Annotated in this window: 14 protein-coding genes; 12 read left to right on the top strand and 2 right to left on the bottom strand. The window is 62.2% G+C overall.

The genetic code is table 11. The annotated features are described in order from the left end of the window. Positions 1-71: 71 nt before the first annotated feature. Positions 72-1,976, bottom strand: coding sequence for a sigma 54-interacting transcriptional regulator (locus tag ACI2KS_RS09170; protein WP_404619262.1), 1,905 nt, complete (start codon positions 1,974-1,976; stop codon positions 72-74). A 242-nt stretch (positions 1,977-2,218) separates the two neighbouring features. On the opposite strand from ACI2KS_RS09170, the gene ACI2KS_RS09175 reads away from it, so the two are divergent. From ACI2KS_RS09175 to ACI2KS_RS09220, 10 genes are all read left to right on the top strand, one after another. Further along, positions 2,219-2,701, top strand: a complete 483-nt coding sequence (locus ACI2KS_RS09175) for an MSMEG_0572/Sll0783 family nitrogen starvation response protein (RefSeq protein WP_404619264.1) — start codon at positions 2,219-2,221, stop codon at positions 2,699-2,701. Positions 2,702-2,880: 179 nt separating this feature from the next. Beyond that, positions 2,881-3,873: a Nit6803 family nitrilase gene (locus tag ACI2KS_RS09180; RefSeq protein WP_404619266.1), complete on the top strand. Its 993-nt coding sequence runs from the start codon at positions 2,881-2,883 to the stop codon at positions 3,871-3,873. Continuing rightward, the gene (locus tag ACI2KS_RS09185) at positions 3,860-4,942 is read left to right on the top strand and encodes an MSMEG_0568 family radical SAM protein (protein ID WP_404619268.1); all 1,083 of its coding nucleotides are present in this window, start codon (positions 3,860-3,862) and stop codon (positions 4,940-4,942) included. The genes ACI2KS_RS09180 and ACI2KS_RS09185 overlap by 14 nt, the downstream gene beginning before the upstream one ends. Positions 4,943-4,978: 36 nt before the next feature. Continuing rightward, positions 4,979-5,539: an MSMEG_0567/Sll0786 family nitrogen starvation N-acetyltransferase gene (locus ACI2KS_RS09190; protein ID WP_404619270.1), complete on the top strand. Its 561-nt coding sequence runs from the start codon at positions 4,979-4,981 to the stop codon at positions 5,537-5,539. After that, positions 5,532-6,572 carry a sll0787 family AIR synthase-like protein gene (locus ACI2KS_RS09195; RefSeq protein ID WP_404619272.1) on the top strand — a complete coding sequence of 347 codons (1,041 nt, stop codon included), beginning with the start codon at positions 5,532-5,534 and terminating at the stop codon, positions 6,570-6,572. Before ACI2KS_RS09190 ends, ACI2KS_RS09195 begins: the two co-directional genes overlap by 8 nt. 1 nt (position 6,573) lies before the next feature. Next, positions 6,574-6,894: an MSMEG_0570 family nitrogen starvation response protein gene (locus ACI2KS_RS09200; protein ID WP_404619274.1), complete on the top strand. Its 321-nt coding sequence runs from the start codon at positions 6,574-6,576 to the stop codon at positions 6,892-6,894. A gap of 152 nt (positions 6,895-7,046) precedes the next feature. Then, complete coding sequence (locus tag ACI2KS_RS09205; protein WP_404619276.1) at positions 7,047-8,333, top strand: MSMEG_0569 family flavin-dependent oxidoreductase; 1,287 nt, start codon at positions 7,047-7,049, stop codon at positions 8,331-8,333. 233 nt (positions 8,334-8,566) lie between these two features. Then, a complete protein-coding gene (locus tag ACI2KS_RS09210) occupies positions 8,567-9,298 on the top strand; it encodes a GntR family transcriptional regulator (protein WP_404619277.1) in 732 nt (243 codons plus the stop codon). A 180-nt stretch (positions 9,299-9,478) separates the two neighbouring features. Continuing rightward, on the top strand, positions 9,479-10,765 hold the full coding sequence (locus ACI2KS_RS09215) for an MFS transporter (RefSeq protein WP_404619279.1): 1,287 nt from the start codon (positions 9,479-9,481) through the stop codon (positions 10,763-10,765). Between the two features lie 68 nt (positions 10,766-10,833). After that, positions 10,834-11,679, top strand: a complete 846-nt coding sequence (locus ACI2KS_RS09220) for an amidohydrolase family protein (RefSeq protein ID WP_404619281.1) — start codon at positions 10,834-10,836, stop codon at positions 11,677-11,679. A gap of 109 nt (positions 11,680-11,788) precedes the next feature. Here the strand turns inward: ACI2KS_RS09220 and ACI2KS_RS09225 are convergent, their stop codons facing one another. Next, the gene (locus ACI2KS_RS09225) at positions 11,789-12,682 is read right to left on the bottom strand and encodes a LysR family transcriptional regulator (protein WP_404619283.1); all 894 of its coding nucleotides are present in this window, start codon (positions 12,680-12,682) and stop codon (positions 11,789-11,791) included. Between the two features lie 173 nt (positions 12,683-12,855). Here ACI2KS_RS09225 and ACI2KS_RS09230 point away from each other — a divergent pair, with 173 nt between their 5' ends. After that, positions 12,856-14,205, top strand: coding sequence for an NAD(P)H-dependent oxidoreductase (locus ACI2KS_RS09230; protein ID WP_404619285.1), 1,350 nt, complete (start codon positions 12,856-12,858; stop codon positions 14,203-14,205). A 114-nt stretch (positions 14,206-14,319) separates the two neighbouring features. Continuing rightward, the gene (locus tag ACI2KS_RS09235) at positions 14,320-15,636 is read left to right on the top strand and encodes an MFS transporter (RefSeq protein WP_404619287.1); all 1,317 of its coding nucleotides are present in this window, start codon (positions 14,320-14,322) and stop codon (positions 15,634-15,636) included. Positions 15,637-15,724: the final 88 nt, after the last annotated feature.

The raw sequence follows: 15,724 nt of genomic DNA on the forward strand, positions 1-15,724 counted from the left end.
ACCCCCATAGATTTAGCAGTGAATAACCCGAAGCATCTGCATGACCCCGGCAGGTTTCAATAAAGAACCGCTCAATTCAGTTCGATGTCCAGGCGCTTCAATCGCGAAGCCAGGGTCGTGGGCTTGACCCCCAACAGTTGCGCAGCGCCGCCTTTGCCGAACAATTTGCCATTGGCCGCTTTCAACGCGGCGTGCATGTTGTTGCGTTCCAGGTCGCGCATCTGGGTTTCGGTCAGGAAACTATCGCTGGGCAGTGCGCTGTTGTTCGTGGCGTCCTGGGGCTTGGGCTCCTCCGGCAGGTCGAGATTCAGGTCGGCGCCAGTGGAGGTGATCAGCGCCCGCTCGATGACGTTCTGCAGTTCGCGGATATTGCCCGGCCATGAGTAGTGCTGCAGCCGCTCGATGTCACTGTTGCGCAGGCGTCGGCCGGGCATGTTCAGGCGTTTGCCGACCTGCTTGAGAAAGTGCGCGGCCAGCGGCGCGATGTCGACCGGCCGATCACGCAGGGCAGGGGACTGGATGGGGAAGACGTTGAGGCGAAAGTACAGGTCTTCCCGAAAGCGTTTGGCCCCGACCTCCTGGCGCAGGTCGCGATTGGTGGCGGCGATGATGCGCACATCGACCTTGCGCGTGCGCTCTTCACCGACCCGTTCGAACTGGCCCTCCTGCAACACCCGCAGCAGTTTGCTCTGCAGCTCCAGGGGGATTTCGCCGATCTCGTCGAGAAACAAGGTGCCGCCATCGGCCAGTTCGAAGCGGCCGACGCGATCACGTACCGCCCCGGTAAACGCGCCGCGGATGTGGCCGAAAAATTCGCTCTCGAACAATTCGGTGGGAATCGCCGCGCAGTTGACCCGAATCAGCGGATGGGCGCTGCGTCGGCTGGCCTGGTGAATGGCGCGGGCGATCAGTTCCTTGCCCGTCCCCGACTCGCCATTGATCAAGACACTGGCGTCGGTGGGCGCGACCACGTCGATCTGTTTGATGATCTTCAGAATCGGCGCGCTCTGGCCGACGATCTCGCGGAAGTTGTGTTCGATGTGGATTTCTTCCTGCAGGTAAGCGTTCTGGTCTTCCAGGCGCTGCTTGAGGACCTTCAATTGCTCCAGCGCGGTCTGCAGTTGGGTCTCGGTGCTGCGCCGTTCAGTGATGTCGCGAAACACCACCACCGCCCCGGCGATGCGCCCATCGGAAATCACCGGCGTACTGGTGAATTCAACCGGGAAGAAACTGCCATCGCGACGCCAGAACACCTCCTGGCGGCCTTCATGCACCACGCCGTCATGCACGGCCTTGTAGATCGGGCATTGCTCCACCGGATAGTGGCTGCCGTCTTCATGGCTGTGGTGATGAATGCGGTGGATGTTCTTGCCGATCATGTCCTTGACTTCCCAGCCCAGCATGCGCGCGCCAGCCGGGTTGACGAAGGTCGCCAGGCCCTCGCTGTCGATGGCGTAGATGCCGTCGCCGACGGAGCTGAGCAGTAACTGGTTGTCGCGCTCCGACTCTTGAAACAGGTTGAGGATGTTGCGCCATTCGATCAGCCCGCCGCGCATGGTGCGCTCGGTGTGCGCCTGATCCTGCTGGTACTTCTGCTGGCTGGCTTCACGCATTACCAGAATCAGCTGGGCACGGCCTTTGATCTGCAACAGCGTGGCGGAGATTTCCAGCTCGATGCGCTCGCCGGTCCTGATGTTGCAGCTCAAATCGTCGGTCCAGCCCCGGCCTTTATCCATCACCGCCTGGGTGAACACGATCAGGTCTGCCAACTGGTGGCCGAACAGTTTGCTCACCGGCAGCTCCAGCAGGTCCTGACGCGGATAGCCGAGCAGCTTGCAGGTAGCGATGTTGAGGTCGCCGAAGTGGTCGCTATACGGGTCGAGCAAGGCAATCGCTTCGGCGCAGTGCTCGAACACCATATGCCGCGAGGAGTAGGCAAGGTCGGCCCAGCCGATCAGCGAGTCTGGCTCGTTCATGATTTACGAAATCTCGTGATGTGCCGCTACGAATATTCGTATTTCTACGGGAATACGTGGTTTCCCGAAAGCATCAGAATGTTGGTTAAAAAGCGGATCAGATAGCGATCTTGCGTGATATCAAGCAGTTAAGCCGCTATCAAAACGGTTTTTATTTTCTGGCACGGCGTTCGCTCTACCTCTTGTGTCACCCGGTGAACGATCCAGAACACCGCCAACACCTGAACGAACGGAGCGACGACATGCCAAGCGTAGAGATCAACCACTATCAAGACGGCGACTTCCTGGTCAATTACGAAGAGAAGGTCTTCGAGGACGTCAAAGCCGAGCCTGGCGAAAAAGCCCTGCTGACCTTCCACACCATCGCGTTCGAGGGGTCGATCGGCCTGGTCAACATGCTTCAGGCCAAGCGTCTGCTGCGCAAGGGTTTCGAAACCAAGGTGCTGCTGTACGGGCCGGGCGTGCAGTTGGGGGTACAGCGTGGTTTTCCGACCCTGGGCGCCGAAGCGTTTCCCGGTCACCTGGCTGTGAACAACCAGATTAAAGCGTTCATGGCCGAAGGCGGCGAAGTCTACGCCTGCCGCTTTGCTCTGCAGGCGCTGTACGGCCAGACCGAAAAAGCCCTGATCGAAGGTATCCGCCCGATCAACCCGCTGGACGTGATGGACCTGCGCCTGCTGATGCGCCGTGAGGGCGCGATGATCATCGATACCTGGACGGCCTGATCCGGCGGTCAGCACCGCATTGACGCAATGATCGTTCCCACGCTCTGCGTGGGAATGCATCCCGAGACGCTCCGCGTCTGCCGAACCGGCGCAGAGCGCTTGCGACGGCATCCCACGGCGACCGTGGGACCGCTCGACGTCAGCACCCAATGCTTTATCCGAACGATCAGGACCAGCCCATGACCACCATCCGCGCCGCCGCCGTTCAGTTCAGCCCCGTGCTGTACTCCCGCCAGGGCACTGTCGCCAAGCTGTGCGACACGCTGCTTGCGCTGGGTCGCGAGGGTGTGCAGTTTGCGGTTTTCCCGGAAACCGTGGTGCCGTACTACCCCTATTTTTCGTTCGTCCAGCCGCCCTTCGCGATGGGCAAGGAACACCTGCAACTACTGGAACAATCGGTCACCGTGCCCTCCGAGGTAACCCGGCAGATCGGCGAGGCCTGCCGTGAAGCGGGCATCGTCGCCTCCATCGGCGTCAATGAGCGCGAAGGCGGCACGATCTACAACGCCCAATTGTTGTTCGACGCCGATGGCACGCTGATCCAGCACCGGCGCAAGATCACCCCGACCTACCACGAGCGCATGGTCTGGGGGCAGGGCGACGGTTCCGGCCTGCGCGCCGTCGACAGCGCCGTGGGCCGCATCGGCTCGCTGGCCTGCTGGGAGCATTACAACCCGCTGGCCCGCTACGCCCTGATGGCGGACGGCGAGCAGATCCACGTGGCGATGTTCCCCGGTTCACTGGTGGGCGACATCTTCGCCGAACAGATCGAAGTCACCATCCGCCATCACGCCCTGGAATCCGGCTGCTTCGTGGTCAACGCGACGGCCTGGCTGGATGCCGATCAGCAGGGCCAGATCATGCACGACACCGGCTGCGCCCTGGGGCCGATTTCCGGCGGTTGCTTCACGGCGATCGTCTCGCCCGAGGGCAAGTTGCTCGGCGAGCCGCTGCGCCAGGGCGAGGGCTGGGTGATCGCAGATCTGGATCTGAAGTTGATCGACAAGCGCAAACGCATGATGGATTCAGTCGGGCACTACAGCCGCCCCGAGTTGCTCAGCCTGCTGATTGACCGTACCCCGACGGCCAAGGTCCACGAGCGCGCCGCGCATCACCTGGCCGTCCCTCACATGAGCACCACTGGCGAGGACATCGACCATGCAAACCCATGAACTGCTGGCCGAATTGCAATGCCACGGCGTGCGCTGGCCGGCTGCGCAAAATGGCCTGTCGCGCCAGGGCGGTGCCGGGCCTTCGGACCACAAGGCGCTGACCTTCGGCGGCCGAACCATGATGGTGCCGATCCTCAATCAGGCCTCGCAGAACTCGCCGTATCAGGCGCAGCCCACTGCCGATGGCAGCCAGGCGCTGATCTTCCGTGAAGGGCTGCAGGTCGGTCAGGTGAAGATGCCGGGCGTGCCGAACTTTTACAGCCTCAGCACCGCCGAGGGTATTCCCTACTGGAAGATCGCCACCCTGCACAGCGCCGACGTGCTGGCCACCACCGTGTTGCAGCACTGCATTCGCTTCAACGATCGCGCCACCTCCTGCCAGTTCTGCGCCATCGGCCAGTCGCTGGCGGCGGGCAAGACCATCGCCCGCAAACGTCCGCAGCAGTTGGCCGAGGTGGCCAAGGCTGCAGTGGAACTGGACGGCGTCAAGCACATGGTGATGACCACCGGCACCCCGCAGACCTCGGATCGCGGCGCAGCGATTCTGTGTGAATCGGCCGCCGCCGTGACTGCCGCGGTGGATTTGCCGATTCAGGCGCAGTGCGAGCCGCCGGATGACGATCGCTGGTTCCAGCGTCTGGCCGACAGCGGCGTGGTGTCGCTGGGCATGCACCTGGAAGCGGTCACCGAACAGGTGCGTCAGCGGATCATGCCCGGTAAGGCCGAGGTGCCGTTGAGGCGCTATTTCGAAGCCTTCGAGGCGGCGGTGAAGGTCTTCGGGCGTGGTCAGGTCAGCACCTACATCCTGGCCGGCCTTGGCGACAGTGAACGCGCGATCACCGACATGAGCGAGCGCCTGAGTGCCATGGGCGTGTACCCGTTCGTGGTGCCGTTCGTGCCCATCGACGGCACACCGCTGGCCCATCACCCCAAACCCGACAGCGCGATGATGGCCCGCTTGTATCCGCAGATCGGCGCCAGCCTGCGTCGTCACGGGCTGCATTCGGAAAACATCAACGCCGGCTGCGCCAAGTGCGGCGCCTGCTCTGCGCTGAAAAACCACGAATAACCGCGACACGACCTTGCGCCACATGGGAGACCGATCATGCACAACCTGGCCTTTGCCCTCGTCGACAGCACCTTCGAACCCTTTCGTGCCGGTGAACTGGTGGTCAAGCCGGCCACGGAAAACTGGGAGAAACAGGCTTACTTCGCCTTGCGTCGCGCGGTGTTTTCCGATGAGCAACACCTGCTGCCTCAGGACAAGGACAGCCATGACTTCCAGGCTATCGCCATCGTTGCGCTGGCCGGCAGTTGCGGCATGGCCGATCAGGTGGTGGGTGCCGTGCGCATTTATCAACCCGAGCCGGGCCTGTGGTTTGGCGGCCGCTTGTGCGTGGCCCAGGCCTATCGTCGGCACAGCATGATCGGCAAGGCGCTGGTCAACGAGGCGGTGTCACGGGCCAGGGATCTGGGCTGCCACACGTTTCATGCCACGGTGCAGGCGCCCAACGAGGGGTATTTCCACGGCCTGCAATGGCAGACCCTCCAGCATCTGCAGCTGCTCGGTCAGCCCCATTGCCTGATGCAGGCGGACCTGGCGAGTTACCCGTTGATGCCGCGACAAGTCTCGCTGCGTGCGCTCAAGGTGGCTCGCCATGAATGATTCAGTGGATTTGCCGACGCTGCTCAACGTGCTGCGCAACACACCGGCGATGCGCTCCAAGCAGGCGATCCAGCAACCGGCGCGAGCGCTCGGCGGGGCCGCCAGGCCGCTGACGCGTGCCGAACTCTATGCGTTACCCGGCGACGACACGGCAGCCATTGCCTGCGGCGATCACTTCCAGCTGCTGGCGATCGAAGGCATGTTGCCCGGTTTCGTCAATGCCGCGCCGTGGTTCGCCGGTTGGTCGGCGGTGATGGCCAACGTCAGCGACATTACCGCCATGGGCGGCCGCGCAACGGCGGTGGTCAACGCCTACTGGCATCACGACGACGCTGCGGCGCAGGAAATCCTCGCCGGCATTGTCGCCGCCTGCCACGCCTATGGCTTGATGCTGGCGGGCGGTCACACCAGCCTTGCCGAGCACAACCCGACTGCGTTGGCGGTGGCGATCACCGGCATCGCCAGCAAGCTGCTGTCGACCCTGCATGTCAGACCCGGCCAGGTGATCGCCATGGCGGTGGATCTGGAAGGTGGCTGGCATGCCGACAGCACCTACTGGAAAGCGTTCGAAGGCGTGCCCGCCGGGCGTCTGCGCAGCAAGCTTGAAGTCCTGCCGCGCCTGGCCGAAGCCCAACTGCTGCACGCCGCCAAGGACATCAGCAATGCCGGGGTGCTGGGCAGTCTGTTGATGCTGCTGGAAACCACCGGCTGTGGCGCCGAGATCGACTTGCAGCAAATGCCGCGTCCAGTCGACGTCTGGGACGATTCCGATCTGACGCGCTGGCTGCAAGTGTTCCCCAGCTACGGCTTTCTGATGACCCTGGAGGAGGCCGACTGGACCAACGTGCAGGCGGCTTTCGCCTTCGAGGGGGTGCGCTGTGAACGCATTGGCCAGGTCACCGACAGCGCCGAACTCAGCGTTCAGCACGGCCTTCAACGCCACACCTTCTGGAACCTCAAGGAACAGCCGTTCACCGGCTTCGGTTACTCCCATCTCGATCTTTCCCCGTTGTCTGCACACAAGGAGCACTGACATGCCCGCCGTCAATTTCAAGATCCGCTGGCCCAACGGCAAAGAGGCCGCCGGTTATTCGCCCTCGACTGTGATCTACGAGCATTTGCAGGAAGGTGCGAGCTATCCGCTGGCGGATTTTCTGCAGCGCATCGAAGGCGGCCTGAACAACGCATCCGAGCGGGTCAGGCAGGTCAAGGGCTTCTACTGCAGCTCGGCCATGGACACCCTCAGCATGCTCAAGGGCCAGGCCTCTGTTCTTGCGGACGGGCAGGTGGAGGTCCTGAGCATGCGCACCGAAGGCGGCGGCCGGGTGACCGGGGCCGGGTGGAGTTCGTTTTGATCCACGAGCCAATCGTGCCCTTGTAGCCGTGAGCTTGCTCGCGATTGCGCTCCAGGTGTGATGACGGTGTCGGCCGGCACGAGGTCATCGCGAGCAAGCCCACTCCTCCAGATATTCATTCCAAGCCCTAAACGCACCTGCGGAGACCACACATGCCTGGTTCACTCACTTCCATCAAGCCCCCTCACCACAGCGTGATCGTCGTCGGCGGCGGGCAGGCCGGGTTGTCGGCCAGTTACTACCTGCAGCAACAGGGCATCGATCACCTGCTGCTGGAGAAGCACAGCCTGACCCACACCTGGCGCCGGCAACGCTGGGACGCCTTCAGCCTGGTCACGCCGAACTGGCAATGCGCGCTGCCGGGGTATCGCTACAGCGAAGAGCACGGCGGCAAGGATGCGCATGGTTTCATGAAGAAGGATGAGATCAACGACTACCTCGCCGGGTTCGTCAAAGCGGTCAATGCGCCGGTACGTGAGGGCGTCGCGGTCAAACGCGTGGTGCCGCGCGCGGCAGGCGGGTTCGATGTACACACCTGCCAGGGTGAGTTCAGCGCCGACCAGGTGATCTGCGCCTCGGGCGGTTATCACACGCCGATCATTCCGCGCCTGGCCGAGCGTCTGCCCGCTGGCATCATGCAGATTCATTCCGAGCAATACCGCAATCCGCAGGCCTTGCCCGAGGGTCACGTACTGGTGGTCGGCTCCGGCCAGTCCGGCGCGCAGATCGCTGAAGACCTGCACCTGGCCGGGCGCAAGGTGTACCTGGCGGTTGGCGATGCACCGCGTTGCGCGCGTTTTTATCGCGGCAAGGACGTGGTCGAGTGGCTGGCTGAAATGGGTTACTACCGCATTGGGGTCGACACTCACCCGCTGCGTGAAGGGGTGCGCGACAACACCAACCATTACGTCACCGGACGCGATGGCGGGCGTGACATCGATCTGCGCAAATTCGCCCTTGAAGGCATGGAGCTGTTCGGACGCCTGGAAGGCTTGCAAGGTGAGGTGCTGCAGTTCTCCGGCAATCTGGGCGCCAGCCTCGACAGCGCCGATGCGGTGTACAACCGCATCAACGGCTCCATCGACAAATACATCGCCGAGCACGGCATCGAAGCGCCGGCTGGCGAGCCTTATGAGCCGCTGTGGACGCCGGGGCAAGAGCGCGGTGAGCTGAATCTGCTGGAGCAGGGCATCACCAGCATCATCTGGTGCATCGGTTTTACCCCAGACTTCACCTGGGTCGAGGCACCCGTATTCAACGGCCGTGGGCATCCGGGGCATGAGCGTGGCGTGACCGCTCAGGCAGGCCTGTATTTCCTTGGCTTGCCCTGGTTGTACACCTGGGGTTCAGGGCGGTTCTCGGGCGTGGCACAGGATGCACAGTATGTGGTGGAGCATATTGTCGGCGTTGCGTCTGCGCACAAGGCTGCAGTGCATTAATCGCGTGCCGAACCCCGTGTAGGAGCGAGCCTGCTCGCGATGGCGTTGTATCAGTTGCCATCGTCGTTAGAGAAAGACCGCCATCGCGAGCAAGCTCACTCCTACAGAGGCGCAATCATCACGCCGCTCATCCGACGGCATCACTGCCTGGCCTTGACGATTAAATGTAACGAGACAATACTTCGCTCAGATTCATATAGATGACTACATAAATACAACAGCGAAGCGCCGCCATGAATAGCCTATCGAGTGATGTCCGCCTGCCGCTCTATCAACGTCTGCGTGATCAACTGGCCGAACAGATCGCCAACAACCGATGGCGTCCGGGTGAGGCGATTCCTACCGAAGCCGCCTTGTCCAGCGAGTACTGCCTGTCCACCGGCACGGTGCGCAAGGCCATTGACATGCTGGTCAGCGAAAACATTCTGGAACGTCAGCAAGGGCGGGGCACGTTCATCCGTCGTCCGCAGTTCCAGTCCTCGCTGTTCCGTTTCTTCCGTTTCCAGAGTGTCTCGGGCGAGCGTCAGGTGCCCGAAAGCCGGATTCTGTCCATTGAACCGGTGACCGCGCCCTCTGCGGTGTCCCAGGCATTGGGGCTACCGCTGGATGCCCCGGTGATTCGCATGATTCGCCTGCGTCTACTGGACGCCCAACCGGTGCTGGCCGAAGAAATCTGGCTGCCGCAAGTGCAGTTCCAGACCCTGCTGGAAACCGATCTGGGCAGACATGGCCCGCTGCTGTATCCGATCTACGAAGAGCTGTGCGGCCAGGTCGTCGCCTACGCCGAAGAAACCCTGACCGCCGAAGCCATCAGCGAGGTGCACGCGCGCCTGCTGCAGGTGCCGGCCAACAGCCCGGTGGTGGTGATCGAGCGCCTGGCCCGCAACTACGCCGGCCAGCCCCTGGAATGGCGTCGCTCGCGCGGGCACGCCAGCCACTTCCGTTACAGCGTCGACATCCGCTAGGTCGAAAGCTCCCCCATGTTTTGTAGCAGTGCGGCGTGCCGGCGCTAGCGGTCCTGAGATCGAACGCCGGCAAGCGGAACGCCGCCCGGCCGTACTGCTACAGGAAAGTTTTGCGCCAGGCCTGTCATCGAGAACGGGCTCAACAATAACTGCCGCTTCACCTGCATAAGGACAAGAACCATGTTCAACTGGTATCGCCAAGTCACTCCTCGGGAGCGCAAGACGTTCTGGGCCTGTTTCGGCGGATGGTCGCTGGACGCCCTTGAAGTCCAGATGTTCGGTCTGGCCATTCCGGCGCTGATTGCCGCATTCGCCCTGAGCAAGGGCGACGCAGGCCTGATCAGCGGCGTGACCCTGATCACTTCCGCCCTCGGCGGCTGGGTCGGCGGCACGCTGTCGGACCGCTATGGTCGCGTGCGCACCCTGCAATGGATGATCCTCTGGTTCTCGGTGTTTACCTTCATTTCGGCCTTCGTCACCGGCTTCAGCTCGCTGTTGATCGTCAAGGCCTTGCAAGGCTTCGGCATCGGTGGCGAGTGGGCCGCAGGCGCGGTGCTGATGGCCGAAACCATCAACCCGAAATTCCGCGGCAAGGTCATGGGCACTGTGCAGAGCGCCTGGGCCGTGGGCTGGGGCCTGGCGGTGGGCGTCTTTGCGCTGATCTATTCGTTCGTGCCGCAGGACATGGCCTGGCGCGTGATGTTCCTGGTGGGTCTGCTGCCATCGTTCCTGATCATCTGGGTGCGCCGTAACGTCGAGGAGCCGGACAGCTTCCAGCGCCTGCAGAAAGACAACGCGATCCCACAGAGCTTCTTCAAATCCCTGGCCGGTATTTTCCGCCCCGAACTGATCCGCGTGACCCTGCTCGGCGGGCTGCTGGGCCTGGGCGCTCACGGCGGTTATCACGCGGTGATGACCTGGCTGCCGACCTTCCTGAAGACCGAGCGCAACCTCTCGGTGCTCAACTCCGGCGGCTACCTGGCGGTGATCATCGTCGCCTTCTGGTGCGGCTGCGTGGCCAGTGGTTTTTTGATCGACCGTATCGGTCGGCGGATGAACATCGTGCTGTTCGCCCTTTGCTGTGTGATCACCGTGCAGTGCTACGTGTTCCTGCCACTGACCAACACTCAGATGCTGTTCCTGGGCTTCCCGCTGGGCTTCTTCGCTGCCGGCATTCCGGCCAGTCTCGGTGCGCTGTTCAACGAGTTGTACCCGGCCGACGTGCGCGGGGCAGGGGTGGGTTTTTGCTACAACTTCGGGCGCGTACTGTCCTCGGTGTTCCCGTTCCTGGTGGGTCACATGAGCGAGTCGATGTCGCTGGGCTCGGCGATCGGCATCGATGCCGGTATCGCCTACGGTGTGGCCGTGATCGCCGCCCTGTGCCTGCCGGAAACCCGCGGCCGCAGCCTGGAAGCCAGCGCTGCCGACCAAGGAGCGGGCGGCCACAACCAGACCGCCAGTGCCTGATATTCCTTCTGCGCGGTGGCCTGGTTTTCAGTCACCAGGCACCGCGCTTTCTTTGATAGATGAGATCCATGTCCGATACCTTCCCTACGTCGATTCTTGGCATCGACGGCCACGCACACGTATTCAGCAGGGAGCTGGATCTGACATCGGCAAGACGCTATTCACCCGACTACGACGCGACGCTGGCGATCTACCAGGACAACTTGCAGCGCCATGGTCTGAGCCATGGGGTCCTGGTGCAGCCGAGCTTTCTGGGCAGCGATAACAGCTACCTGTTGGATGCGCTGAAACAGGCGCCCGAACGGCTGCGCGGGGTGGTCGTGGTCGAGCGCGACATCAGCCGTGCGCAGCTGGCCGAAATGGATCGTCTGGGCGTGGTCGGCATTCGCCTGAACCTCATGGGCAAGGCGCTGCCGGATTTTTCCGAACCGCAATGGGCCGTGTTGTTCGGCCACATCGCCGAGCTGGACTGGCATGTCGAACTGCATCGACAGGTTGCGGACATTCCCGCTCTGGTACGAGGTTTGATGCCGTTTGGCGTGAAGCTGGTGATCGATCATTTCGGCCGTCCGGATGCACGACTGGGCCTCGATCAGCCAGGTTTTCGCGACATGCTGGAGCTGGCCCTGAGCGGTCAGCTATGGCTGAAAGTCTCGGGCATTTATCGACTGGAAGGCAACGCACCGGAAAACCTCGATTTCGCCCGCGCCGCGTTGCCGTTACTGGTGCAGAGCTTTGGCGCGCAACGTCTGGTCTGGGGCAGCGACTGGCCGCACACCCAGCACGAAAAACGCGTCAGTTACGCCACTGTCGTCGAGCAATTGCAGGCGCTGGACTGCTCGGCGCAGCTCATGCGCTCGATGTTGATCGAAGCGCCGCAGGTGTTGTTCGATTTTGCGCAGGCTGAGGCCTGACACCAAGCCCACAGGCCAAAACGCAACCCCTGTAGCAGTCCGGCTTGCCGACCGCCGCGATTCCATGGACGCCGTCGGCAAGCCGTGCTGCTACAGAATCCGAGGGTTTTCAGATCTTCCAGAACCACGGGTCGCGCGCCACCTCTTTCTCCAGGAAACGCTGCATGACCTTCACGCGCGCCAGTTCGTTGGTGTCGGCGTGGGTGATGATCCAGTAGGTACGGTGAATTTTCTGACTGGGCAGCACATGGCGCAGCCCGGCTTCGTTGCGGGCCATGAAGCACGGCAGGATCCCCAGTCCGACTCCACTGCGCACCGCCGCCAGCTGGGAGATCACGTTGGAGATGCGCACTTGCGGGTGCACGCTGGGTAGCTGCCCATGAAAGTAGTTCAGCTCCGGCGTCCACATCAGGTCTTCTACATAGCCCACCCACTTGTGCTGCGCCAGCTGTGTCACTGAGTCAGGGCTGCCGTGTTGCGCCAGGTAGTGCTGCGAGGCGTAGATCCCCAGTTCGTAGTCCACCAGCTTGCGGGCGTGAACCCGCCCGTGATCCGGTCGGGACATCGCAATGGACAGGTCGGCCTCACGCTTGGACAGGCTGAAATTGCGGGGATTGGCCACCAGTTCGATCTCCAGCAACGGGTGGTCGGCGATCAGCCGTGGCAGCCGTTCGGCCAGAAACCAGGTGCCGAAACCTTCCGGGGTGCCAATGCGCAGGGTTCCGGACACGCTGTGCTGGGCGTCCTGCAGCCGCGTCTGCAAGCGCAGGCTGATGCTCTCGATCGATTCAGCCTCAGACATCAGCGCCTCACCCTCCTGAGTCAGGGTGTACCCCGTCGCACGGCGATCAAACAGCTTGACCCCCAGCGCCTCTTCCAGGCTCGCCAGGCGCCGGCTCAGGGTCGAGTGATCTAGGTTCAGGCGCTGTGCGGCAACGGTCAGGCGTCCGGTGCGGGCGATGGCCAGAAAGGTTTGCAAGTCGTTCCAGTTGAAAGCGTCCATGTGGTTTTTTGCACATCCGGTAGTGAGAAAAGCCTCATTCATCCGCAGAAATACTAATGCTAGATTCCAATCACCACAAACGGTGGCGAGGGCGGCTCAACGCACCGGCAGCAATCGAAGTCGGATCACCAGCCGCTCATTGTTCAAAAAAACAATAAAGAGGATGCACCCTCATGATGTTGATCGATCAACTGCAACAGCGGCAGGCAGACGGCAAGCCGATTCGTGTCGGCCTGATCGGCGCCGGCAAATTCGGCTCGATGTATCTCTCCCAGGCACGCCGCACACCGGGGATTCACCTGATCGGCATTGCCGACCTGTCACCGGAGCGCGCCCGCAACGCATTGCAACGGGTCGGCTGGAGCGCCGAGCAATATGCCGCCCGCTCCTTCGACGATGCGGTACGCAACAGCACCACCTACATTCAGGATGACGCCCAGGCGCTGATCTCCAATGGTCAGGTCGACGTCATCATCGACGCCACGGGCAGCCCCGCCGCGGGCATCAAACATGCCATGCTGTGCTGCGAGCACCGCAAGCACATCATTATGGTCAACGTCGAAGCCGACGTATTGGCCGGTCCGCTACTGGCGAAAAAAGCGGCCGAAGCCGGCATCGTCTATACCATGGCTTACGGCGATCAACCGGCGTTGATCGTTGAGTTGGTGGACTGGGCCAGAACCTCGGGTTTCGAGGTGGTCTGCGCAGGTAAAGGCACCAAATACCTGCCCGCGTACCATACCTCTACCCCTGATACCGTCTGGGGTTACTACGGTTTCACCGAGGAACAGGTCGGGTCCGGCGATTTCAACGCGCAGATGTTCAACTCGTTTCTGGACGGCACCAAGTCCGCGCTTGAAATGGCTGCGGTGTCCAACGCCACAGGCTTGACCCCGGCGGCTACCGGCCTGGCGTTTCCCCCTTGCGGGGTCGACGATCTGCCGACTTTGCTGCGGCCACGGGAGGTCGGCGGCATTCTTTCTCACTCAGGGACCGTAGAAGTCATTTCTTCGCTGGAACGCGACGAGCGTCCGGTCTATCGCGACCTGCGCTGGGGTGTGTATGTCACCTTCAAGGGCCATAGCGATTATGTGCGCGACTGCTTTTCGCAATACGGCGTACGCACCGACCCTACCGGCGAGTATGCGTCACTGTACCGGCCTTACCACATGATCGGACTGGAGCTGGGCATTTCGGTGGCCCAGGCTGCGCTGCTCGGTCGGGCCACGGGCGCCACCAACGGGTTCCGAGGCGACGTGGTGGCGACCGCCAAGCGTGATTTGCAGGCGGGCGAACGGCTGGACGGCGAGGGCGGACATCGGGTGTACGGCAAGCTGATGCCTGCTGTCGACTCACTGGCAATGGGCGGTTTGCCGATCGGGCTGGCCCACGGGGTGACCCTGACTCGCCCGGTGGCGGCGGGGCAGCCGGTACGCTGGAGCGACGTCACCGCCGACCTTTCGATTCAGGCAGTACGGGTGCGCAAGGAGATGGAGGAGGTGTTCCAGGCGACATTGCGTTAATCGGCAGGCGCTGCACTCTGGCCCGTGTCGGCTACCCCTGTTCAGCCAGTGCTGAACGGGGCGCCGCCAGGGCCGGCCAACAATAACAAGATCTTCACAAAAGAAGAGGTACGTATGCCGAACATCAGCGACGCCGTCGTCAGTGGGACGACCAGCCAGGCAGGAACACGTGGCGACGTGTACCGCAAGATCGCCTGGCGAATCATGCCGTTCATCATCTTCTGCTACCTCACCGCCTACCTGGACCGGGTCAACGTCGGCTTCGCCAAACTGCAGATGATGTCCGATCTGGGTTTGAGCGATGCGGTGTACGGCTTCGGGGCCGGGGTGTTCTTTATCGGTTACTTCTTTTTCGAAGTGCCGAGCAACCTGATTCTGCACCGGGTCGGCGCCCGGGTGTGGATCGCCAGGATCATGATTACCTGGGCGATCATTTCCGCGGCGATGCTGTTCGTGCAAACGCCAATGCATTTCTACATCGCGCGATTTTTGCTGGGCGTCGCTGAAGCCGGTTTTTCACCGGGCATCATGCTGTACCTGACGTACTGGTTTCCGTCGAAGAAACGCGGGCTGTCGCTGGGCTTGTATTACATCGCCATTCCGCTGGCGGGGGTGATAGGCGGGCCGATTTCCGGAATCATCATGGCGCAGATGAAAGACTCGCCGATCATGGCCAACTGGCAATGGCTGTTCCTGCTCGAAGCCATTCCGTCGTTCCTCGCCGGGATCGCCGTGCTGTTCCTGATGGTGGATAAACCGGCCAAGGCCAAATGGCTCAGCGATGAACAGAAGCAGCAGATCCACAGTGATCTGGAACGCGAGAACGCGGTCAAGACCCAGCACGCCAGCGTTGGCAGCTTCATGAAGGACCGCAATATCTGGAAGCTGACGGCGGTGTATTTCTGCCAGATCATCGGCCTCTACGGCATCAGTTTCTGGCTGCCCTCGCTGATCAAGCAATCGGGTATTCAGGACATCGCCAATGTCGGCTGGGTTTCGGCCATTCCGTATCTGGTCGCGCTGCCGGCCATCATCCTCTCGGGCATGACCGCAGACCGTTCGGCCAAGCGTCGGCAGCATTTCTCTGGCGCTTTGCTGATTGGCGCGCTGGGGTTCATCGCCTGTCCGCTGGTGGGTGCCAACCCGGTGCTGGTGGTGTTGGCCCTGTGTGTCGCCACGGCAGGCGTGCTGTCTGCGCTGTCGCTGTTCTGGGGCATTCCTTCGGCGTTCCTGGCCGGTGTTTCGGCAGCGGCGGCGATTGCCGGGATCAACTGCATGGGTAACCTGGCCGGTTTCGTTTCACCGTACATGGTCGGCGCACTCAATACCTTCACTGGGCACACCGATACCGGCTTGTATGCTGTGGCAGCGTTCCTGATCCTGGGAGCGTTGTTGGTGTGGAGCGTGCCCAAGGCGCTGGCGGATCGGTGATTGCTCCAACCCTGTAGCCGTCCGGCTTGCCGGCGGTGGCGATGGTGAGGCCGTCACCGCCGGCAGGTCGCGTTATGACGGCTCCCGG

It is taken from the genome of Pseudomonas sp. NPDC087358 (assembly GCF_044900785.1).
Lineage (GTDB): Bacteria > Pseudomonadota > Gammaproteobacteria > Pseudomonadales > Pseudomonadaceae > Aquipseudomonas.